A 20,503-nucleotide genomic window follows, 5' to 3' on the forward strand; every position below is an offset into this window, starting at 1 on the left:
TCACCCTCTATACGGCGTAACTATAAGGTCACGATTGACAAGAACACGAACCGGGAAACCAGGCCGCACGGTCAAAGTGGGCTGGATATTGAGACTGCGCCGAACCACCTGCTGTCCGGTTTGGTTTAGTGAGTCGGAGGCGCCATGTCGCAACGCCTGGATGATGCCGCTGTCGTTGCTATTGGTGTCCGAGCCAGCCCCTAGTTCGGTCCCGACCGCCAGAAACGTCGATAGTGCCGCAGCCTTGAATAGCTCTGCCCAGTGATTGTCAACTTGGTCTTCCAGACCCGCATACCCAGCGCTATCAGCGCCAGGCTGCCGCTCGAGAACGATAGAATGCCCATTCGGCATAATCAGCCGCGTCCAGACCAGTAGGACACGGGACTGGCCGAAAGTAACCTGACTATCGTACGTGCCGATCAGACGCGCTCCCTGAGGCACAAGCAGAAAGCGGCCGGTCGGCGTGTCAAAAACATTCTCGGTGACCTGCGCGGTAATTTGGCCTGGCAGGTCCGATCGGATCCCGGTAATCAGGGCTGCCGGAATGACCGTCCCAGCCTGCACGATATATGGTGAAGCCGGCTTGGTGATGCGGTCAGGGCTGACCGTGCGACGGTCTACAGAAGCGTTCACGAAGGCAAGCTTTCGGTCTTGACGGTTCTGCGCAAATCCGTCGTCGCCAGCGCTCGTTAAATTCGGCGACGCGACGCGGTCACCTCCAACAGCCGGAGCGGCAGGCGGACGTCCTTCTCCCTTGGTCGCAGCGAATAAATGGCTAATGCGGGCTGCCTCGGTCTCCTGGTCCCGGCGCTGCTGTTCCGCATCAGCCCCGATCGCCGGCGACTGGCCTTGGGCAGCAAGGATTGGCCGACCGAGGTCGCCAGGGAGTGGCGGACCAAGCTGCGGGATTGGCTGGCGTGGAACGCCAGCATAGTCCTTCGGCAGCGTCGTAAGGCCGTCGGCAACATTGTGATGGTCAGTGCTGTAGAGTTCATCGGCCGCCTGGTTTCGGGGACGATTGTTCTGCAGCGACCACAACACTGCTCCGCCGATGACAAGCAGGGCAACCGCGCTCCCTCCAGCCAAAACCTTCCTCGACAACCGTGTCACGCGCGGATGCTCCGCTCTCAGTCGGAAGCTTCTGGACTGCTCCTCTTGTGTCTCCGGGGGATCTGCTTGCTCGTGATCGTTTCCACTCCGGCTGTTCATGACGACGGCCTCCCGTCGGTCCTGACAATCCTGACCTTCTGCTGGTGCTCGCCGCCGAGCCGCAGTTCGGCGGCCGCAAAAAGTCGATCGACGATCAATACGTTGCCGTAAGCGCGATAGTTGGCGAGTTCGGTCTTGCCGTCTGGACCGATGACGAAGAGCGGAGGCATCTCGCCCTGCACGATGCCATGCGGGAATTCGACATAGACCTTGCGGCCATCGTCATATGCGGCGAGCGGCCGCCAGGGAGGACTGTCCCCTTCGATGGCATAGCGGAAGATACGCTGCGCCGGATCCGGAAGAACGGGTTTCACAGCAGCTGAACGCGACCGTTCGCGTACCGTTTCAGGATAGTACCAGGCAACGGATGGCATGTATGGCCGCTCGCGGGAGCGGAGCTCAATCAGGTACGTGCGCCGGTCAGTATTGACGACAAGATTGGTCTCGATCGAAGCTCGGGTCGGCTTGACCAGGATATGGACGCGTCGTGTGTCGCCGCTCCCGCTCTCGGTATCGCCCACGACCCAGCGTACGGTATCTCCGGCCGCGATCGGCCCTGATCCCGTCAACTGCTCTCCTTCCTCGAGCGCGATATCCGTAATCTGCCCCGGCGCGGCGTAAATCTGATAGAGCGCTCCCGGACTGTAGGCGTAGATTTGCGCAGCGTTGAAATACCCCCGCTTGCGCGGTTCGACCCGGGCTGCGCTGTTTGCGGTCTCAACCCGGCTCACGGGTTCAGCGTCTTCCTTCCCTCCCGACTTGCCGCCGAGAGCCGGCTTCCAGAGCGGTGGAACGTGAAGCGGTCGCGACCTGTCGTCGAGGGCCACTGGAGGCGCCGGCAACGGAGGAACTTGAGCGTCATAGCTGATCTCCGGCGGAATGTACGTCGTGCACCCACCAAGCGCCGCCGAGCAAAGCAGAAGAGCGGACAGAAATGCCCGCTTCGAGCTCACGAACTCGGGCCAAGCCGATTTGAGCCTGCTTTGCCCGAAGGGATGCTTCGAATGAACGTCAGACGGCGACTGGGTCACTGACTCAACTCCTTTGACCAGTTGATGGCGCGGACATAGACGCCAAGGGGATTCTTGCGCAGGCGCTCGGCATCCCGCGGCGTCTCGATCACGATCGAGAGAATTGCAGTCCAGCGCTCAGTCGAACTCAACGAACCGTTGTCGTAGGTGCGCTCTGTCCACGCGACCCGAAAGCTTTCCGACGACGCGCGAATGACGCTCGAGACGTCGACGGAGATTTGCGCCTTCCCCAGTTTGGCAAAGGGATCATTGTTGCGCGCATAGTCGTTGAGCGCAGCGGCGCCGCGATCCGTCGTAAAATCATAGGCCCGGAGCCAGTTCTGACGCAGAACGATGCCGTCGGCCGGTAGACCTCTGACGTCCTCGATAAAGCGTGCCAGATGGTAGGCGATCTGCGCATCAGTGGGCTGATAGTCGATGTTGGCCGGCGCAACCCTTTGAGCCTGGCCGAGATGATCGACTTCAACCACCCAGGGCGTGATCGAGCCCCGGCTCGATTGCCAGACCAACCCACCGGCGAGACCGGCCGATAGCATCAGGCAGCCGAACGCCATCAAGCGCCAGTTCTTGGCCTGCACGCGGGCCGATCCAATGCGTTCGTCCCAAACCTGCGCTGCTTTCTGATACGGTGTGACCGGTTCGGGCATGCGCCCGTAATGAACGGAAGTTCGTCTAAACATCGATGGTTGCCCCTGGTAGCGACTGATCGGTTTCAAGTCGTCCGATGGAAGGATTTGCGGCGCTCCTGTACGGCGGAAGTGCAGTTGTGCGTGTCAGCGCTCTCCTTCAGACAAATCGACAGAGGAGCCGCTGCCACCATGATCGCCCGAGCGAACGGCCTGGCTAGCGGCCGAGGCACCATGCCGAATAGTCTCAGCGCGCCTCATGCGTCGCGCCCAATCGGGCTGCCCTTCAGCCGAAGTGTTCGCGGTCTGCGCACCGGCTTGCCCATCTCCGCCGAGCGCAGCCGCTGCACGACGCAACGGGCTCATTGCAGCCGAGCTACCCGCCTCCGCAACGCCAGCAATGCCTCCGCTTCGATAGGCGGCGGACGCGCCGCTCAAGACGGCACCCCCGCCGCGCGCGGCACCTGCCATCGCACCACCAGCGAGACCGGCGCCGCCGGCGGCGAGGCCTGCGCCCGCCGCAACGATGCCGCCGCCAGCGAGACCTGTTCCGATCGCGGCACCGGCGCCGAGTTGCGGTCCGCCCGACACCAGGCCATTTGCGATACCCGGACCAAAGATGCCGAGGCCCAGCAGCGCGAGCGCCGCGAGCACCAGCGTCATCGCGTCTTCGATTGTCGGCTGGGCGCCGCCGAAGCCTGCGGTGAACTGCGAAAACAGGGTCGAGCCGATCCCAACGATGACGGCCAGGACCAGGACCTTGATTCCTGAAGAGATGACGTTGCCCAGGACCCGCTCGGCCGCGAAGGCCGTCTTGCCAAACAGCCCAAACGGAATGAGCACGAAGCCGGCCAGCGTCGTGAGCTTGAACTCGATCAGGGTAACGAAGAGCTGGATCGCCAGAATGAAGAAGGCGAGCAGCACGACAACCCAGGCGAACAGGAGAACGACGATCTGGACGAAATTCTCGAAGAAACTGATGTAGCCCATCAGGTTGGAGATCGAATCGAGCAGCGGTCGGCCGGCGTCGAGTCCGACTTGAGCGATCTTTCCAGGTCTCAGGAGATCGGATGCGGACAGGCTTGCACCCGATGCTTTCAGCCCAAGACCAGCAAAGCTCTCGAAGACGATGCGCGCCAAACTGTTCCAGTTGCCGATGAGGTAGGCAAAGACGCCCACGAAGAGCGTCTTCTTGACGAGACGCGCGATGATGTCTTCGTCCGGCCCCCAACTCCAGAACAAGGCAGCAAGCGTAATATCGATCGCGGCAAGGGTCGTGGCGAGATATCCGACGTCACTTCCCAGCAGCCCGAAGCCGTTATCGATATAACGCGTGAACGTTTCCAAGAACTGGTCGATGATCCCCGTACCCGTCATGGCTTGCTCGCCTCAGGTGTTGCCAGGTTCGGATATCCCTGCGGGATCCGGCTCTGATCCTTTGGGGCGGGCGCCAATGCTGCGGCGGGTTCTTCTGGGCCAGGAACCGCGGCACCGGCTCTCTTGGCGAAGAAGCGTCGCCGGTTTTCGGCCCAGACCTGCCTGCAATGCTGATAGCCGGCCGTTTCCTCCGCAGTGACGCTGCGGCAGCGTGCGAGGTCAGAGCTGGTTGTACCTGTCGTCTGCTCCGTCTTCGGCAGCGCGGGCGGTTCGTCACCACCGCGAAGCTGAATCGTGCAAGCAGTAACGACCAACACGCCGATTGTCGTAAGCAGCGACAACGCCTTGAATGCCCGTATGTCGGTCATTAGTGGAACATCTGCACGTTAGATGATTGATAGCCCTGCCCCGGTGTCAGGAAGCGCCGAAGCTGTTCTCGTCCCTGATCCTGAGCCGAGGCACGCTGAGCTGCTTCGAGACTCTGCGCCCGACCTTGCGCCGTGACGACAGCCGTCAGGTCGGCGAGCTGCTGCGCGTTCAGCGCGAGGATCTGATTGCCGGCCTGCGTTGCCTGGAGCGCGCCGCTAGCGCCTTGGCTAGACGTTACCAGCGCGGACGTCTGGATACGATTGGTGTCGAGATTGCCAACGATACCCGCCTGGACGCGCAACGCGTCTTGCGTTGCGGCAAAGGAATTCTGCCAACGCGCCTGAGCGTTGGAGATCAGCAGTTGGTTCGACTGGCTGCCGGTCGCCGGCGCGTAGCTGGTCGAGAAGGCGCGATCGATCTGTTGAACGTCGTAGGCGATCCGCTGGGCCTGGGTCAGCAATTGCTGGGTCCGCTGAATCGATGACTGCAGTTGCTGCAGCGACGAATACGGCAGGTTTGCCAGATTCCTTGCCTGATTGATCAGCATCTGTGCCTCGTTCTGCAGCGAGGTGATCTGATTGTTGATCTGCTGGAGCTCCCGCGCGGCCGTTAGAACGTTCTGGACGTAATTGTTGGGATCAAAGACGATCAGCGCCCGCGCGGGCAAGGTAACACTAAGCAAGAGCGCGGCCGTGCCAGCGGCCGCCAATAGGCCAAGGCGCTTCATAGCGAGTTCTCCAGGTTGACAAGATTGGGGATCAGGTCGACGGCCCAGGCGACGCCACGGTGTTGGAGCCAGGCCGGTACAAAGCCGTCAGGTCCATGTTCGGCGAGGAGCTGCGCGATGGCAGCCTGGTCTGTCTTGGAAGAGGCCGCGGTAAAGGCGAGCGCGACCTCACCGAGCCCAAGTTCGAACATCCGGTTGCCGCGACGCGACTGGCAGTAGTAGTCGCGCTTTGGCGTTGCCCGACTCAGAAGCTCGATCTGGCGATCGTTGAGTCCGAAGCGGCGGTAGATGGCAGTGATCTGCGGTTCGATCGCCCGTTCGTTCGGGAGCAACAGTCGCGTTGGGCAGCTTTCGATGATTGCCGGCGCGATTGCGGAGCCATCGATGTCAGAAAGCGACTGTGTGGCGAAGATGACGGACGCGTTCTTCTTCCGAAGCGTCTTCAGCCATTCCCGGAGTTGCCCTGCAAAATCCTCGTCATCGAGGGCAAGCCAACCTTCATCAACAATCAGGAGTGTGGGCCGGCCATCGAGATGATCACCAATACGATGGAAGAGGTACGCCAGCACGGCCGGCGCAGCACTCGTTCCGATCAAGCCTTCGGTCTCAAAGGCCTGGACCGACGCCTCGCCGAGACGCTCGAATTCGGCATCGAGCAGGCGCCCGGACGGACCGCCGAGGCAATAAGGTTGCAAGGCGCGCTTCAGAGAGTTCGATTGGAGCAGGACGGACAGGCCTGTCAGGGTGCGCTCCTCCCTCGGAGCCGAAGCAAGAGATGTCAGCGCCGACCACAGATGATCCTTGACCTCCGGGGTGATATCGACCTTTTCCCGAGCAAGGATCGCGCAGATCCATTCCGTGGCCCATCCGCGTTCGGAAGGATCGTCGATCCAGGCCAGCGGCTGCAGGGCGACGGGTTGTTCACCTGCGTCGGACAATGCGCCACCGAGATCGTGCCAATCACCGCCCATGGCGAGGGCGGCCGCCCGGATCGAACCACCGAAGTCAAACGCAAAGACCTGGGAGTTCGGGTAACGGCGGAACTGTAGCGCCATCAGCGCGAGCAGCACTGACTTGCCAGCGCCTGTCGGTCCCACCACAAGGGTATGGCCGACATCACCGACGTGGAGCGAGAATCGGAACGGCGTTGATCCCTCGGTCTTGCCGAACAGAAGCGGCGGCCCCTTAAGGTGGAGGTCCCTCGCCTCACCGGCCCAAACGGCCGACATCGGAATCATATGGGCGAGGTTGAGAGTTGAGATCGGCGGCTGCCGCACATTGGCGTAGACGTGCCCGGGTAGACTGCCGAGCCAGGCTTCAACGGCGTTCACCGTCTCGATCATGCAGGTGAAATCGCGGCCCTGGATGACCTTTTCGACCAGCCGCAGCTTTTCATCGGCAGCATTGGGATCACGGTCCCAGACAGTGATGGTCGCGGTGACAAAGGCCTGTCCGATCTGATCAGACCCCAGTTCCTGCAATGCCGCGTCGGCATCAAGCGCCTTGTTGTGGGCGTCGGTATCGAGTAGCGTCGACGCCTCGTTCGTCATGACCTCCTTGAGAATGGCGCCGATGGATTTGCGCTTGGCAAACCACTGCCGACGAATCTTGGTCAGCAGCTTGGTGGCATGGGTCTTGTCGAGCATGATCGCCCGGGTCGACCAACGATAAGAGAATGGCAGGCGATTCAGATCATCCAGAATTCCCGGGGTCGTCGCGCCCGGAAAGCCGATAATCGTCAGGACCCGAAGATTGGCAGAACCCAGCATCGGCTCAAGCCCGCCGATCAGCGGCTGGTCGGCCAACAGCGCATCGATGTACATAGGAATCTCGGGCACTCGAACCCGATGACGCTTGGTCGAGATCGTCGAGTGCAGATAAGTCAGCGTGTCCTGATCATCGAGCCAAGCACATTCGGGCATGAACCCTTCAACGAGTTGCAGCACGCGGTTGGTCTGATCGACAAACCCGCGCAGCACCTCGCGCGCGTCCGCTCCAACTGTCCGATCGCGTCCCTCGTAGAGCAGTCGCTCTGCTTGGGCAGCCCCCTCTTCCGGGGGCAAATAGAGCAAGGTCAGGAAATAACTGGACTCATAGTGGGCGCCCGCCTCTTCAAACTGAGCTCTGCGCTCGGCGTCGACCAGTGCGGATACGACATCCGGAAATGTGCTCGGAGGATAGGCCCCGGCAAAATGGCGCTGCGCCTCGACGAATACGGCCCAGCCTGTTCCGAGGCGGCGCAGGGCGTTGTTCAGACGGCCGGCGACGGCGACAAGTTCAGCCGGCACCGCACTGTCGAGGTCAGGCCCCCGGAACTTTGCTGTCCGTTGAAACGAGCCGTCCTTGTTCAGGATGATTCCCTCGTCGACTAGGGCGGCCCACGGCAAGAAGTCCGCAAGACGCGCGTTGGAATGGCGGTATTCGGCAAGGTTCATCATGGTAGAGAGCTCAGGCGTTGAGATGGCCGGGAATGCGAAGGTGTCGGCGCACGACGTCGACAAAGGCAGGATCGCGCTTGGCTGCCCAGACGGCGGCCATATGGCCGATGAACAAGAGGACAAGGCCCGCGATCCAGAGCCGAAGTCCGAGCCCCAGGGCTGCGGCAAGCGTGCCGTTGACGATCGCGACCGACCGTGGCGCGCCGCCCATCAGGATTGGCTCAGTGAGCGCGCGATGAACGAGCACGACAAAGCCTGTGACCGGTTCATCCATCAGATCACCACGCCGCCGCCGAAGGAGAAGAACGAAAGGAAGAAACTCGAGGCGGCAAACGCGATCGACAGACCGAACACGATCTGGATCAGCCTGCGGAACCCCCCCGACGAGTCTCCGAACGCGAGCGTGAGCCCAGTTACGACGATGATGATGACGGCAATAATCTTGGCGACAGGCCCCTCGACCGACTGCAGGATCTGATTGAGTGGCTGTTCCCACGGCATGTTCGATCCGGCAGCCCATGCCGGTGCTGACGCCAAAAGAAGCGTCCCGGACATGGCCAGTGAAGCGGCATCTCGACGAAAACGAAATTGCGGACGCATGTCAGTCTCCTGCTGATGAAAGGTCGTAGTCGCCGGCGGCCCCTAGCCCGGTAACGCGGGCAAGTTCAGCGAGGCGACGGTCAGCGCCGCGCCCCGCAAGCACAGCAACGAGGTTGATGGTCTCAGCGATCAGGGCGCGCGGAACCGTGATGACGGCTTCCTGGATGAGTTGCTCGAGCCGCCGCAGGGCACCGAGCGCGGTGCCCGCATGAATAGTGCCGATGCCGCCGGGGTGGCCGGTGCCCCAGGCCTTGAGCAGATCGAGTGCTTCGGCACCGCGAACTTCGCCGACTGGAATCCGGTCAGGACGCAGTCGCAGCGACGAGCGAACGAGGTCCGATAGCGTGGCCACGCCATCTTTGGTACGCAAAGCGACGAGATTGGGCGCTTTGCACTGAAGTTCGCGGGTATCTTCGATCAGCACGACCCGATCAGACGTCTTTGCCACCTCGGCCAAGAGCGCATTCGTCAATGTTGTCTTGCCGGTCGATGTCCCGCCGGTGACGAGGATGTTCTGGCGTGAGGCGACTGCGCTTTTCAGGATGTTGGCCTGTTCCGGGGTCATGATCTCTTTGGCGACGTAGTCATCCAGCGTAAACACGGCGACGGCGGGCTTGCGGATAGCAAAGGCCGGTGCCGCAACGACCGGGGGCAAGAGCCCCTCGAAGCGTTCGCCGGTCCCAGGCAATTCGGCCGAGACCCGTGGCGCGCCGGCATGCACCTCGGCGCCTACGTGGTGCGCAACCAGACGAACAATGCGCTCGCCATCCGCTGCGGACAGAGTTTCGCCTGTATCGGTCAGGCCATGCGACAACCGGTCGATCCACAGCCGTCCATCTGGGTTGAGCATTACCTCGATGATCGATTCATCCTCGAGGTATCCGGCGATCGCTGGGCCAAGCGCACTACGCAGCATTCGCGCACCGCGCGAATTCGCCTCCGATTGAAAGGAATGGATTGCCACCGTTGCCCTCACCGAATGAGGGCGTCCACAGAGGGCCCCTCAGATGGGGACGATTAGAAAAGGCACCAATGGACTTGGCGCAACAAGCGCTTTCGGCGATCGAAGACTGGCGTAGAAAAAGAAAGATTGAGAGGCGATATTTGACGCCCACTCAATCGTATCGGTTCCCTGCGAGTTGCTGCTCACCACTCCGCATCGTCATCCGGAGGCAGGAGGATGGCCGAATTCTCGTACAAGCCAACTGACTCGACAGGTTCGAAGGCGCTAGCCGACATCTCGAGAGAGATTGAACCCACCCATGACGCAAAGGACCGAAACCAAGGCAGCGCGAACCAGAGCAACGTCGCGATCTGCAGCGCTACGTTGAGACCGAACGCTACTTGATAGGCTTGGACGGGCCTATGGCCATCATTCGCAGACCATTGCTCCAGGATAAGACCTGTCGCGTATTGTGCCAGAAACGCCCAACCAAAGTGCAAGACGTTCAAGGCACCGTTGGCACGACCGGCAAGCTCCGGCGGAAAGTAATCCGCTATCACCGCGAAGCTGACCACAGTTGCCGTTCCGACAATTGCGACAACAGACCATGGCAAGATAGATGGCAGAGACGCTCGCAGAATCAAGGCAAACTCGGCTGCGATAAATAGTACCGCAACCATCGCCAATATTGTCTCCGCCCCGATTCCCCTTCGTTTGACGCAATGGACTGTCATACCGAACAACCAGGCACCAGCGCTAAGTACGATCGACATAATGAAAAGCTGTCTCACGAGACTTGCGCGATCAAACCCCTCTACGTCAGTCAGCCATGGCGATGCCCACAATCCCTGCAGAGACCAAGCCGATCCAATGCAAGTCGCCGACAACGGGGCCATTCGCCAAAAGCGCCGATCACTGAAAACGGAGCTCAGGGTGGCGGAAGCCATTGATGGGGCTACGCTTCGTTCAGGCACCACGAGATAGATGAGAATGGCCGTCGTACCGGTCGCGATTGCCAGAATCTCGAAGAGCTGCCGCCAGCCCATCGAAGTCAGCAGGTATTCGACGGGAGCCGTCGCGGTCACCGCTCCTAGCGACCCCAGCATGATCATATAGCCGTTCAGCAAGGCAACTCGTTCCCTAGGGAACCAAAGGATGATCGACTTCAGTCCTGCGGTCAGTGCCGCCGCTACGCCAAGCCCGATCATTGCGCGCGCGATCAAAAGCGACAGGAAGCCAGTCGATACCGCAAACAGTCCGCCGCCCACTGCTGCGAGCAAGAGCAGAACGCTCTGGACGCGCCGCGGACCAAAGTGGTCCAACAATAAGCCGACGGGGATCTGGGCCGCCGCGAGAACAAGAAAATAGACTGACGTAAGCAACCCGAGGTCGGCAGTTCCAAGCCCGGTGTCCGAGCTGAGATGGCTGGCGATCAGAGCGTTGATCGTTCGAAACAGATATGAGAGATAGTACCCAGCTGCAAAAGGAAGAAAAACGCGCGCGATTCGACGCCATGCCGTTGAGATTTGCATGCTGGCCCCTTTGCTCTCAGCTCACCCGAGCCGATAGCGCGTCCAGCTTTTGTCAGTTCGGTTAACTCGCGGTGGTAGTAGGCTGGCGTAGAAAAAGAAAGAGCGGCGAAATGGTCCATCGACATGGTTCAATCAGCCTTCTTCGGCCGATTCCTGACGGCGGATATCTTCTGGAATCTCGCGCAGAAAGCTTTGCCCCTTTTGCAAGCGACGCCCGAGCGCCTCGACAAATCCCTCAAAGCGCTCCCTTCCCTTTGCTTGGGCGGCCGATTGCGCATCGTTGGGCAACGGTGGCGTGATCGTTAGCCAAAAACGAATGAAGAGGGCCAAGGTCTCGGCCGTCAAACCAACGTCACGTTCCAGCCTCTGCATCTGACGGGAAAGCCGATCCAGACGACGGGTAAATGCTGCCTCCCGCCTGTCCTCTCCATCCGGTGACAGAAACGAAGCGACGGCCGCTTCCACGATCGCAGACCGCGAAAGCTTTTTGCGATCGGCGAGATCAGAAATCTGCCTCAGAAGCTCGGGCGGGAAATAGACGTTCATCCGGTCGCGCATATTGCCTCAGAGCTCCATACCGTCATTCGGGTCCAGGGCGACTTGACGGGCGACACCGCGCATCTGTTGGCGTATGAGCCGGGACTGACGGACCGCATCCTCGTCATCGTCAAGAACGGCGGCAAATTCTTCTGCCGGTGTCGGTTCGGTCGTCTCCTTGGCGATCGCGATGTGATCGGGGAGTTCCGGCTCACGACGGAGCCCGCTGTTCGCCGTGTCTTCGTCGGCCTCCGCGGCCTTGTCGGTTGGACCTCCCGTCGGCTTCGGCGCTCCGAGCGCTGACCATCCGTCCGTTCGCGATGATCGGCCGGCCCTCGCCGGATCGGGCGGCGGTAGAACCCGCTCGGTGAAGCGCTGATCCTCGTAGTAGCGGACCTTCTTCGCCCGGATCGGCGGCGTGCCCGCCACCATGACGATCTCGTCCATCGGCGGAAGCTGCATGACCTCGCCCGGGGTCAAGAGCGGCCTTGCCGTCTCCTGGCGCGAGACCATGAGGTGACCGAGCCAAGGGTTCAACCTGTGACCAGCATAGTTCTTCATGGCCCGCATCTCGGTCGCCGTGCCCAAGGCGTCGGACACCCGCTTGGCAGTCCGCTCGTCGTTAGTCGCGAAGCTGACGCGGACGTGGCAGTTGTCGAGGATGGCGTTGTTGGGCCCATAGGCCTTCTCGATCTGATTGAGCGACTGCGCGATCAAGAAACTCTTGATGCCGTACCCCGCCATGAAGGCGAGCGCGGACTCGAAGAAATCAAGCCGCCCTAGCGCCGGGAACTCGTCAAGCATCATTAGGACTCGATGCCGGCGATCGCGAGCGTGCAAATCCTCGGTCAGGCGCCGCCCAATCTGATTCAGCACCAAGCGGATCAATGGTTTGGTTCGTGAGATATCCGAGGGCGGCACCACCAGGTACAGCGTTGTGGGGCGGCCATCTGCGATCAGGTCGGCGATCCTCCAGTCGCAGCGGCAGGTCACCTGCGCCACCACGGGATCGCGGTAGAGCCCGAGAAACGACATTGCGGTAGACAGAACGCCGGAACGTTCATTCTCCGATTTGTTGAGAAGTTCGCGCGCGGTCGAGGCGACCACGGGATGAGCGCCCTGCTCGCCGAGGTGCCGAGCGGTCATCATCGCCTTTAGAGTGGCTTCGATCGGCCGCTTCGGGTCGGAAAGAAAAGCTGCGACGCCGGCCAAGGTCTTGTCTGCCTCGCTATAGAGGACATGGAGTATGGCGCCGACCAGAAGCGAATGACTGGTTTTCTCCCAATGGTTCCGCTTGTCGAGCGAGCCTTCGGGGTCGACCAAGACGTCGGCGACGTTCTGGACGTCGCGAACCTCCCATTCCCCGCGCCGGACTTCGAGGAGCGGGTTGTAGGTCGAGGACCTTGGATTGGTGGGGTCGAACAACAGGACGCGGCCATGCCGCGAGCGAAAGCCCGCGGTCAGTTGCCAGTTCTCGCCTTTGATGTCGTGGACGATAGCCGAGCCCGACCATGCCAGCAATGAGGGGACGACGAGGCCGACACCTTTACCCGACCGGGTAGGTGCAAAACACAGTATGTGCTCCGGTCCGTCATGGCGGAGGTAGTCGCGGTCGAGTTTGCCAAGCACAACGCCATCCGGACCGAGAAGTCCGGCCGCTCGAACCTCTTCGGCATCAGCCCAGCGCGCCGAACCATAGGTTTCGACGTTCTTGGCTTCACGCGCGCGCCACACCGACATGCCGATCGCCACCGCGATCGAAACGAAGGTCCCTGACGCCGCGATGAAGGCCCCCTCGACAAAGATTTGAGGCGCGTAGGCGTCGTAGACGAACCACCACCAGAAGAAGACTGGCGGGTAATAGATCTTGAAGCCCAATAGTTCGAACCAGGGCCGCCCAAGCTCCGGTTGCCAAGCGAGCCGCCAGGCTGTCCACTCGGTGGCTCCCCAGATGGCCAGCAAGACGATCAGGCCGACAACGATTACCTGTCCCCAGAGGATTTTGGTTCCGGACATCCCGAACGCCCTTCCGCAACTGAATTGGAGAGATTGCTAGAGACCGAGGTCGCGCTTGCGGCCAAGGCCCCATTCGATGCCGCCGCCGTCCTTCACGACGCCGGTGACGTGCTGGCCGAGCCTCTTTTCGAGTTCACGCGACCAGGGCACGAGCTGGAAGCCGAGCCCATTATCGATCATGACGAATCGTCCCGAGGTCAGCATCAGCCGCTGGCGATACGTGCCCGCCACCTGCGCCCCGGACGCGGCCTTCATGTGAGGTAGACCGGTGTCGGCCGAGATCTTTGTTGCCACCTCCTCGAGTTCGCGTCGGCGTAATGTGTTCAGGAGGTCTCGCTGCAAGATGACGCGTTGGCCTTGCCGCCGAGCCAGGCCCTCCTGAACCAGATGTTCGGTCCGGGCTTCCATGGCATCGCGGGTCTCACGGCCGAATCCGCCCATGGCGAGCGGCATCGGATCGCGTTCGACGAGCCGGTGGTCGAGCCAGGTCGCGCCCTTGGCGGTGACCTGCGCCCCAAGATCGATATCGGAACGGGGCGCGAGCACCAGGGTGGGACGCGGATCGCCGGCTTGACCGAAGCGTCGGACTTCGACGATGCCGCCGACCGGTGGCGTATGTTCGAAGGCCTCGAGCCCTCGAAAGCGCACGTGGTGAGCGCGTCCGTCTGTTCCATCGATCGTGGCATAAGCCTCGCCGGTCAGTTCGTCGTGCAATCCACGATCGACCAGTCGTCCGATAATCTGGGATGTCGGCTGTCCGCCGTCGATGACGAAGTCGGCAACGCCGCGCGCTTCCCCGCGCTCGGTAAAGGCGCGGTGCATGGTCTTGATGATATCGCCGCGCATGCCGAGGTCGCGCAAGCTACGCTCGGCCTCGAGCCCTACCATCCATTCCCCCGGTGCGGCGGATGCGGCCAGGCCCATCTTCTCCAGTTGTTGAAGGCGACCGACCATCAGGCGCCGGATCCCGGGATCGGAGCTGCCGGGATTCTCTGGGCGAAGATCGATAGTGCCGGTCTCGTCTGCCGTCAGCCGGATCTCTCGATCGAGCCGCGTCCATCGTTCCGCCGTGACTTCCCTCTCCAGCGAATTGCGGATCTCATGCTCCGGTTTTGGCCCCAGTTCGATGGCGACCAGTTCCTCGGCGCGTGAGCGCAGTCCCCTGCTGATGTAGTCGCGGGAGATCACGAGATCCGCCCCTTCCTCATCTACTCCCCGAACGAGAAGATGGACGTGAGGGTTATCGGTGTTCCAATGATCGACAGCCACCCAATAGAGCCGCGTGCCGAGATCGACCTCCATCTGCGTGGCGAGATCGCGGGTGAAGGCCTTAAGGTCCGTCATGGCGCCCGCATCCTCGGGTGAGACGATGAACCTGAAATGATGCCGGTCTTCCTTGCACCGCTCTGCGAAAGCCGCGCTATCGGCGCGGTCGCCACCCGCATCGAACATCTCGGCCCGCTCACCACCCCGAGTCACGCCGTCGCGCTTCAGATATGACAGGTGGGCGGTCAGTGGTGCTGAACGGAAGGCTCGCCCTTTATGCTGAACCACGCGCGCCTTCACCACAACGCGCCGCGTCGGGCTGAACAATCTGGCGCGGCTGAAGGCGAGGCGCCCGCGGCCAAACGTCGAGCGCCCATAGGCCGCCGAACGCCTGCCGGCCACAGCCTGCCCAGAGGTGTGCCCTGCTTTCTTCGCCGCCCGCAGCACCTGGTTGATGAAGCTCTTCGGCTTCGGCGCGCGCGTGCTGCGAATGCGCCCAGGCCGAATACGCAGGTCGCTATCGGCTGCGGTCACAGGCGGCCCTCCAGGCGGGCGAAAGTGCCTGCAGTGCCGAAATTGTCCTTGATTGCATTGTTAAAAATGCAAGGCGCGGCACGCGCCGCGACCGACCGGCACGCCAGAACCCAAGCCAAGTCAATGGCTTGCGGTTCGACCGGCGAGCCCCTTTTATCTCGCCATCTCCATCGGGCGTTCAAAGTCAACTCATTCCTACGCTTTTCTTTGACTCTTCGCACTTCAGCCATGACAGCGCTCCCTGCATCGACAACGGACAGACGTCACCAGACCGCGCTTGTGATCGCATTCACGGGCCGAGGTCCATGCGTTCCTTCGCGTTCAGCACTTGGACCGTCGCATGCTCTCAGGTTGGTAATCAGGGCTGTCCAAGGAGTCCGGCGCTCTCGTCCCCGAGCCTGGGGTGCACCAAGCCCGAACGGCTGGGTGTATGCCCGCGATCAACGGAGCTGGGCTGGGCCTGAGCCGCCGCCTGCAGTTTATGTGTTCGCGCCCGACCCAAAGGCGGAGCGCCTGGCGGCGCATCTGACGCACGTCAACGGCGTTCTGCACATCGACGGATACGCGGGATTCGATCGGCTGATTGACACCGGAAACATCACCCTCGCCGCGTGTTGGGTGCACACCGGGCGCAAGTTCTACGAGGTTGCGCAGTCCGAGGACACGCAAGTCGCGCACAAGGCCCTGCGGCGCATCGCTAGCCTCTATGCCGTCGAAGTGCAGCTGCGTGGTCAATCGCCGGCGCGTCGGCTGGCGCCGCGGCGCGCATTCGCCAAGCCGGTCGTTGACAGCCTTCGCTTCTGGCTGGAGGTGCAGCTTCCTCAACTGCCCGGCCGCGGCAATCTCGGCGAAGCGATCGGTTATGCACTGTCGCGCTGGGATGGATAGACCCGCTTCCTCCACGAGTGCTGCATCGAACTTGACACGAATCCCGTCGACCGGGCGATCCGACCCGTGGCGTTCGGACGCAAAAACAATCTCTTCGGCGGGAGCGATGGCGGTGGGGAATGATGGGCGATCCTCTGCTTGCTCATTGAAACGTGCAAGCTCAACGACGTCGAGCCTTACGCATACCTGCGCGACATGCTGCAGCGCATGGTCGACGGGCTTCTGCCGTGGAAGGGGAGCCCCGCGGGACTCGCCGCAGGCACCGCCTGAGCAAAGCCAGACTATCGCTAAATGACGAACAAGAGACCGCGGGTGATTGCAATCGTCGTGCGTTGTAACGATATTATAGGACGTTCCAAAATTGCGGTGTGATGGGGTTAGAGAGATGACGCAGTCGTCCCGAAACGGGGCAGATACCAAGCTGCTCTCCGAGGCCATTGCGGCTCTTCGTGAGTTGGTTTCACGCACGCAAGACGCGACAGACGAGTCGTTCGACGACGGCCATTCGGTTGATAACTGGAAGAGCGAGGAACTCCGTGCCGCGATAGAGCGGGCCGAAGCAGTGATCGCAAAAGCGGAAGCTGCCATAGCTAAGTCCCGCACCGAGTAGGAGTTCTCTGACTCGAAGTATTGCCACGTGAGGCCGTTAGGCACGTCAAGACCCGACGTCATGTGCGGCCCCCGGACGCGGACGCAACCATCGTGTTGCCACCAGTTCCGGCTCTCCGACCGTTTCCCCGGTAAACCACGCGATCGCCTCCCAAGCTGCACAATTGATCATCGCCCTGCTCCCGAGTTCGACCGGGCGACAAATACGTCAGTGGCCTTGGGGACCATCTGCGAAACATCTCGCGACGAGATTGCGGTCGTTGCGCCGCTCGAGGACAGGAAGGTTGGCTTCCGATCGCCTGCCTTGACCAGGTCAGTTCGCCCGACGAACAGCGTTGCAGCTGCTGATGGCCGCTGGCTCGCGGTCCGAGTCGCCGGCAGTTCGATGCCAAGCAGATTTGCAAGCTTTGCCACATATACTCGCGTCTCGTCTGACAAAGGACCGCCCGCGAGATGCCCGTCGTAGCAAGTTGGCCCCGCGTTGTACGCGGCAAACGCCCCGGGCGAACCATAGCGGTCTAGCAGTTCGCGGAGATATGCCGTGCCAGCCAGAATGTCGTTGCGCGGATCGTAGGGATCGCTGCCGAGATGATAGCGTTCGCGAAGTTCCGCTCAGGTCGCCGGCATGATCTGCATCAGGCCGATTGCGCCCTTTGGCGACTTCGCGTGTACGTCACCAACACTTTCGATGCTAATGACTGAACTGATCAAGTTCGCCGGAACTGCAAAGCGCTTTGACGCTTCGTAGACGAAAGCTGCAAACGGGTTGCTCGTCTGAGAGACCGCTCGAACCGCAGTCGATCCATTCACGCTCTGACCAACACTATGCGAAGCAGTCAAAATGAGCAGCAGTGGCACGACAGCCCAAACACGCATGCCCGGTCGAACCAAAGATGCCGTGCTCGCGCCCGTCCAGCGTAAAGCTGCTTCACGTCGGCCATTCGGCCGCCTTGGACCGCCGCCGCACGCCTCGGCTTTGCAGACAATGATCGGAACGGAGGAATGGTCCCCCAATCGATCGCACAGAGGAATGGCGTGGCGCCCACATGAAACCCCCACGGTCAGTCCTCCCATGTCCACAGCGGGATGGCACGGCCGATCACGGCCGAGGCCGGAAGAAGTCCAAAATATCGGCCGTCAAGGGAATCGTCCGACTGCCAATTCATGATAAACAGCTCGCCGTCTCCGACGATGCGGCAACCCTGCCATTTCGGCAGCGGCCGGCCGTGTCCGTCGCGATCCCGCGCCTCGCCCATTGCAATGTCGTCGACCGAAATCGCGAGTCCGCTTCTGCAGACCGTCTGCCCGGGCAGCGCCAAGATTCGCTTGAGCATGGGGACGCCAAGCGGCAGATAGCCGTTGAAGTCGAGAAGGGTCGCAAGCGGTTCCGGCGGCTGAACGGCGACCAGCTCCGTAACAAAGAAGCGCTTCGCTGGTCGTAAGCCATAGAGACCGATCGGCACGCTTGCCGATGCATTCCAAATGTAGAGCGGCAGCGGCCCCAGAGCGATCGTCGCGACGAGAGCGGCAGCAACGGCAAACGTCGTGGTCAGCGTCAACAGGCGGCTCGTCATCGCATCACCCTTTGACGATGGAGCCAAGCCTGATGGCGGCCCTTCGTGTAGGGACGCGGGTTTTCGTTGACGGACAGGCGATTGTGAACGTGATGCCAATGATCGGGCGCTACATCAGCCGGATCGATGCCCAGCGCATCGATCGCGTCGATCATCTGCAGCACCCGTTCGACCTTTGGCCAGCCGGAGAGCCGCAGCAAAATCTCTCCGCCCGGCGTCACATAGGGCACGGTCGAGCAGCGCTGTCCCGCTGCGACTGCGCGCAAGATGTCGATCCGCGAAATGACCGTACCAAAGTCGTTGGAGGTCCAACGGACAAAGGCAAAGATGCCGCCAGCTGCAAATGACAAGATACGCCGGTGGCGATCGAGCTTCCGTTCCTTGACAATGCGACCGAAACGAACGCGGTTTTCAATACGCTTTTCGAGCCACAGCACTTCCACTTCGGTGAGATCGCTCATGCCGCCGCTCCCTGAAGCTCGAACTGGGAACCCTGTGCTTCGGGCTTGGTGAAGCGGATGTGCCGCGTCTGAAGGTCAGCAGGACTGGCGATCCGGCGCGGCGCGAGACCGCCAGGAAGCGCACGAAACAAGTCAAGCTGCTCACGCTCGGAGCGGCGGTGGTGTGCTGGGAATTTGCTGACGGACATGGCTTAGCGCCGCTCTTTACCTGCATAGGGGATTGGCGCATGCCGCTTTGCGGGCAGTACGGTGCCGGCACCGGGATCGGAGGTCGATTTCTTCCTGCCCAGTTTGGCCCAGGCTGTCAGGTCGGCTACTGAGTAGACTACACGCCCGCCGATCTTGTGATATTCCGGACCGGTTCCGTACGTTCGATGTTTCTCCAACGTGCGGCCGGACAAACTCAAAAATCGCGCCGCTTCGGACGTGCGAAGGTACCGCGGCGGCTTATCCGTGTTCAGATCGGGCATCTGAAAAGCTCCGTGATCGTCTGGAGCGCGGGCGAGGTTCGCCGCGCGTCGACGGCCACAATCGAGGAGCAGCAGTGCTTAGGGGGATGCCGAAGATGACAGGGGCATTTTCGATACCCCTACCCTACGGAAGACCTGTTCGTTCTCGCGCGCCGACCGCGGAAGCTTGCGATAGCGCGCCGCGCATCAGCGCGATGCCCGCTCTGCAACCATCGGATCGTTCGATTTAGCGGATCATGCCTCTTCCATGCGCGATTGGGGATGCGTTGCTTGCCGAACAGCACTTCGGCGATGATGCGATAGCTGCTACCGGCAGTGCGCCTCGAGCGCGCGGACAGTGCCTGTCAGACGCTCGCGCCTGCTATTTGGACAATTGATGGAAGGTTGACCCCGGCGCGCGTCAGTTCATCGTGCGCCAGAGTAACTGGGCTATATATGCCCGTGCGTCGCCATCAAGGGCTGCATATGACCAGCCGACCACTGGCGAGTTTTGGACCGGATGCGATGCTCGACCGAACCGATGCACAGCACCGCATGCCGGCCGTCAGGCGTGGGATGCAGTTGGCCGGCTGGGACGCTGACCGGCGAGTAACAGCCTATGCGGTTGCCGCGACCAAGGGTCGGCCGCGCTCAAAGCGTTGCGACAGATGATAATGTGTTTGGACACGATCGGGAACGATCGTTCCTAAAACGATCGTTCAAATTCCATAGCTCCATGGATCTCAAAGAGATCGTGACTGTAAACCCGGGTCGGAAACGCCACGATCTACAAATGACAGGAGGAGATGACCGAGCGAGCGGGTTTATGCGCCCGTTACGACGGCGCCATCGAACCGCGGCGATGTCTCAGCAAGCGTCGCCGTGCTCGGACAATTTGATGAAGCATGGGGATCGAACCGGGATCCGCTCGAGAGGCGGCGTGGCTTCGTACGCCGCCTCTGGCTAACCGCGACGCGCCCCGCCAGATGAGCCGGGCGCAGCACTCGGCTCAACTCACTCGCCGTTCTTGCGCGGGCGCGACCACAGCAGCGTGTAGCCCTCGCCGCCTTCGTCGTCGAACAGGTTCGCGTAGATCGGTGCGTTGAACGAGGGATCGTCGAGCTTGAGCGAGAGGTAATCGCGCCCCTCTTCGGAGCGCTTCGACCAGGCTGCGCCGATCTCGGCCCGGCCCACATAGATGCGGTGGCTCGGAGCGTTGTCGTTGGAGCGGTTGGTCTCGGCGACGATACGGACGCCCTTGGCTTGCAGGCTCAGGGTGACAATCTCGCCCTGGAAATCGTTACCCAGCTTCTTGAA

General features: G+C 61.5%; 22 protein-coding genes and 2 pseudogenes. 3 read left to right on the top strand and 21 right to left on the bottom strand.

Going from position 1 to position 20,503, the window contains the following annotated elements:
- The 14 genes from CI41S_RS17595 to CI41S_RS17660 all read right to left on the bottom strand — a co-directional run bounded on the left by CI41S_RS17595 (window position 1) and on the right by CI41S_RS17660 (window position 15,205).
- Window positions 1–1,209: a TraB/TrbI/VirB10 family type IV secretion system protein gene (locus CI41S_RS17595; protein ID WP_139860818.1), complete on the bottom strand. Its 1,209-nt coding sequence runs from the start codon at window positions 1,207–1,209 to the stop codon at window positions 1–3.
- Complete coding sequence (gene trbG / locus CI41S_RS17600; protein ID WP_172628086.1) at window positions 1,206–2,240, bottom strand: P-type conjugative transfer protein TrbG; 1,035 nt, start codon at window positions 2,238–2,240, stop codon at window positions 1,206–1,208. The genes CI41S_RS17595 and trbG overlap by 4 nt, the downstream gene beginning before the upstream one ends.
- Window positions 2,237–2,920, bottom strand: a complete 684-nt coding sequence (gene trbF, locus CI41S_RS17605) for a conjugal transfer protein TrbF (protein ID WP_139860838.1) — start codon at window positions 2,918–2,920, stop codon at window positions 2,237–2,239. The genes trbG and trbF overlap by 4 nt, the downstream gene beginning before the upstream one ends.
- A gap of 93 nt (window positions 2,921–3,013) precedes the next feature.
- Complete coding sequence (gene trbL, locus CI41S_RS17610; protein WP_139860819.1) at window positions 3,014–4,243, bottom strand: P-type conjugative transfer protein TrbL; 1,230 nt, start codon at window positions 4,241–4,243, stop codon at window positions 3,014–3,016.
- On the bottom strand, window positions 4,240–4,611 hold the full coding sequence (gene trbK-alt / locus CI41S_RS17615) for a putative entry exclusion protein TrbK-alt (RefSeq protein WP_139860820.1): 372 nt from the start codon (window positions 4,609–4,611) through the stop codon (window positions 4,240–4,242). Before trbK-alt ends, trbL begins: the two co-directional genes overlap by 4 nt.
- Window positions 4,611–5,339, bottom strand: a complete 729-nt coding sequence (gene trbJ, locus CI41S_RS17620; protein WP_139860821.1) for a P-type conjugative transfer protein TrbJ — start codon at window positions 5,337–5,339, stop codon at window positions 4,611–4,613. Before trbJ ends, trbK-alt begins: the two co-directional genes overlap by 1 nt.
- Window positions 5,336–7,777: a conjugal transfer protein TrbE gene (trbE, locus tag CI41S_RS17625; protein WP_139860822.1), complete on the bottom strand. Its 2,442-nt coding sequence runs from the start codon at window positions 7,775–7,777 to the stop codon at window positions 5,336–5,338. The genes trbJ and trbE overlap by 4 nt, the downstream gene beginning before the upstream one ends.
- Window positions 7,778–7,787: 10 nt before the next feature.
- Window positions 7,788–8,051 carry a VirB3 family type IV secretion system protein gene (locus CI41S_RS17630; RefSeq protein ID WP_139487251.1) on the bottom strand — a complete coding sequence of 88 codons (264 nt, stop codon included), beginning with the start codon at window positions 8,049–8,051 and terminating at the stop codon, window positions 7,788–7,790.
- Window positions 8,051–8,332 (bottom strand): TrbC/VirB2 family type IV secretion system protein, encoded by a 282-nt coding sequence (locus tag CI41S_RS17635; RefSeq protein ID WP_244626578.1) that lies wholly within the window; start codon window positions 8,330–8,332, stop codon window positions 8,051–8,053. Before CI41S_RS17635 ends, CI41S_RS17630 begins: the two co-directional genes overlap by 1 nt.
- Before the next feature lie 46 nt (window positions 8,333–8,378).
- Window positions 8,379–9,293: a P-type conjugative transfer ATPase TrbB gene (trbB, locus tag CI41S_RS17640; RefSeq protein WP_172627226.1), complete on the bottom strand. Its 915-nt coding sequence runs from the start codon at window positions 9,291–9,293 to the stop codon at window positions 8,379–8,381.
- Between the two features lie 230 nt (window positions 9,294–9,523).
- On the bottom strand, window positions 9,524–10,852 hold the full coding sequence (locus tag CI41S_RS17645) for an MFS transporter (RefSeq protein WP_139487248.1): 1,329 nt from the start codon (window positions 10,850–10,852) through the stop codon (window positions 9,524–9,526).
- 132 nt (window positions 10,853–10,984) lie between these two features.
- Window positions 10,985–11,410, bottom strand: coding sequence for a CopG family transcriptional regulator (locus CI41S_RS17650; RefSeq protein ID WP_139487247.1), 426 nt, complete (start codon window positions 11,408–11,410; stop codon window positions 10,985–10,987).
- A 6-nt stretch (window positions 11,411–11,416) separates the two neighbouring features.
- Window positions 11,417–13,405, bottom strand: a complete 1,989-nt coding sequence (locus CI41S_RS17655; RefSeq protein ID WP_139487246.1) for a conjugal transfer protein TraG — start codon at window positions 13,403–13,405, stop codon at window positions 11,417–11,419.
- A 36-nt stretch (window positions 13,406–13,441) separates the two neighbouring features.
- Entirely contained in the window at window positions 13,442–15,205 is a 1,764-nt protein-coding gene (locus CI41S_RS17660) for a relaxase/mobilization nuclease domain-containing protein (protein WP_139860824.1), read from the bottom strand.
- Window positions 15,206–15,433: 228 nt separating this feature from the next.
- Here CI41S_RS17660 and CI41S_RS44460 point away from each other — a divergent pair.
- The 3 genes and pseudogenes from CI41S_RS44460 to CI41S_RS17680 all read left to right on the top strand — a co-directional run bounded on the left by CI41S_RS44460 (window position 15,434) and on the right by CI41S_RS17680 (window position 16,703).
- A pseudogene (locus tag CI41S_RS44460) lies at window positions 15,434–16,216 on the top strand (IS66 family transposase).
- 15 nt (window positions 16,217–16,231) lie between these two features.
- On the top strand, window positions 16,232–16,363 hold the full coding sequence (locus CI41S_RS17675; protein WP_172628087.1) for a transposase domain-containing protein: 132 nt from the start codon (window positions 16,232–16,234) through the stop codon (window positions 16,361–16,363).
- Between the two features lie 115 nt (window positions 16,364–16,478).
- Window positions 16,479–16,703 carry a hypothetical protein gene (locus CI41S_RS17680; RefSeq protein ID WP_139487242.1) on the top strand — a complete coding sequence of 75 codons (225 nt, stop codon included), beginning with the start codon at window positions 16,479–16,481 and terminating at the stop codon, window positions 16,701–16,703.
- 167 nt (window positions 16,704–16,870) lie between these two features.
- On the opposite strand, the pseudogene CI41S_RS17685 reads toward CI41S_RS17680, so the two are convergent.
- The 7 genes and pseudogenes from CI41S_RS17685 to CI41S_RS17715 all read right to left on the bottom strand — a co-directional run.
- Window positions 16,871–17,776: pseudogene (locus CI41S_RS17685) on the bottom strand (lytic transglycosylase domain-containing protein).
- Window positions 17,764–18,276, bottom strand: coding sequence for a S26 family signal peptidase (locus CI41S_RS17690; RefSeq protein ID WP_139487240.1), 513 nt, complete (start codon window positions 18,274–18,276; stop codon window positions 17,764–17,766). Before CI41S_RS17690 ends, CI41S_RS17685 begins: the two are co-directional and overlap by 13 nt.
- Window positions 18,273–18,737: a DUF2840 domain-containing protein gene (locus CI41S_RS17695; RefSeq protein WP_139487239.1), complete on the bottom strand. Its 465-nt coding sequence runs from the start codon at window positions 18,735–18,737 to the stop codon at window positions 18,273–18,275. The genes CI41S_RS17690 and CI41S_RS17695 overlap by 4 nt, the downstream gene beginning before the upstream one ends.
- Window positions 18,734–18,925, bottom strand: coding sequence for a hypothetical protein (locus CI41S_RS44465; protein ID WP_244626572.1), 192 nt, complete (start codon window positions 18,923–18,925; stop codon window positions 18,734–18,736). The genes CI41S_RS17695 and CI41S_RS44465 overlap by 4 nt, the downstream gene beginning before the upstream one ends.
- A 3-nt stretch (window positions 18,926–18,928) precedes the next feature.
- A complete protein-coding gene (locus tag CI41S_RS17705) occupies window positions 18,929–19,207 on the bottom strand; it encodes a helix-turn-helix transcriptional regulator (protein WP_139487238.1) in 279 nt (92 codons plus the stop codon).
- A 119-nt stretch (window positions 19,208–19,326) separates the two neighbouring features.
- Window positions 19,327–19,491 carry a hypothetical protein gene (locus CI41S_RS17710; protein ID WP_244626573.1) on the bottom strand — a complete coding sequence of 55 codons (165 nt, stop codon included), beginning with the start codon at window positions 19,489–19,491 and terminating at the stop codon, window positions 19,327–19,329.
- Between the two features lie 709 nt (window positions 19,492–20,200).
- Window positions 20,201–20,503: DUF736 domain-containing protein (locus CI41S_RS17715; protein ID WP_139860826.1), on the bottom strand; the 303-nt coding region annotated here is incomplete at its 5' end.

It is taken from the genome of Bradyrhizobium ivorense (assembly GCF_900696085.1).
GTDB lineage: Bacteria > Pseudomonadota > Alphaproteobacteria > Rhizobiales > Xanthobacteraceae > Bradyrhizobium > Bradyrhizobium ivorense.

What these genes read in the sequence shown, in the direction of transcription:
- CI41S_RS17595 (WP_139860818.1), bottom strand. Translation starts at nt 1,209, where the DNA reads ATGAACAGCCGGAGTGGAAACGATCACGAGCAAGCAGATCCCCCGGAG.
- trbF (WP_139860838.1), bottom strand. Translation starts at nt 2,920, where the DNA reads ATGTTTAGACGAACTTCCGTTCATTACGGGCGCATGCCCGAACCGGTC.
- trbL (WP_139860819.1), bottom strand. Translation starts at nt 4,243, where the DNA reads ATGACGGGTACGGGGATCATCGACCAGTTCTTGGAAACGTTCACGCGT.
- trbK-alt (WP_139860820.1), bottom strand. Translation starts at nt 4,611, where the DNA reads ATGACCGACATACGGGCATTCAAGGCGTTGTCGCTGCTTACGACAATC.
- trbJ (WP_139860821.1), bottom strand. Translation starts at nt 5,339, where the DNA reads ATGAAGCGCCTTGGCCTATTGGCGGCCGCTGGCACGGCCGCGCTCTTG.
- trbE (WP_139860822.1), bottom strand. Translation starts at nt 7,777, where the DNA reads ATGATGAACCTTGCCGAATACCGCCATTCCAACGCGCGTCTTGCGGAC.
- CI41S_RS17630 (WP_139487251.1), bottom strand. Translation starts at nt 8,051, where the DNA reads ATGGATGAACCGGTCACAGGCTTTGTCGTGCTCGTTCATCGCGCGCTC.
- CI41S_RS17635 (WP_244626578.1), bottom strand. Translation starts at nt 8,332, where the DNA reads ATGTCCGGGACGCTTCTTTTGGCGTCAGCACCGGCATGGGCTGCCGGA.
- trbB (WP_172627226.1), bottom strand. Translation starts at nt 9,293, where the DNA reads ATGCTGCGTAGTGCGCTTGGCCCAGCGATCGCCGGATACCTCGAGGAT.
- CI41S_RS17645 (WP_139487248.1), bottom strand. Translation starts at nt 10,852, where the DNA reads ATGCAAATCTCAACGGCATGGCGTCGAATCGCGCGCGTTTTTCTTCCT.
- CI41S_RS17650 (WP_139487247.1), bottom strand. Translation starts at nt 11,410, where the DNA reads ATGCGCGACCGGATGAACGTCTATTTCCCGCCCGAGCTTCTGAGGCAG.
- CI41S_RS17655 (WP_139487246.1), bottom strand. Translation starts at nt 13,405, where the DNA reads ATGTCCGGAACCAAAATCCTCTGGGGACAGGTAATCGTTGTCGGCCTG.
- CI41S_RS17680 (WP_139487242.1), top strand. Translation starts at nt 16,479, where the DNA reads ATGACGCAGTCGTCCCGAAACGGGGCAGATACCAAGCTGCTCTCCGAG.
- CI41S_RS17690 (WP_139487240.1), bottom strand. Translation starts at nt 18,276, where the DNA reads ATGACGAGCCGCCTGTTGACGCTGACCACGACGTTTGCCGTTGCTGCC.
- CI41S_RS17695 (WP_139487239.1), bottom strand. Translation starts at nt 18,737, where the DNA reads ATGAGCGATCTCACCGAAGTGGAAGTGCTGTGGCTCGAAAAGCGTATT.
- CI41S_RS44465 (WP_244626572.1), bottom strand. Translation starts at nt 18,925, where the DNA reads ATGTCCGTCAGCAAATTCCCAGCACACCACCGCCGCTCCGAGCGTGAG.
- CI41S_RS17705 (WP_139487238.1), bottom strand. Translation starts at nt 19,207, where the DNA reads ATGCCCGATCTGAACACGGATAAGCCGCCGCGGTACCTTCGCACGTCC.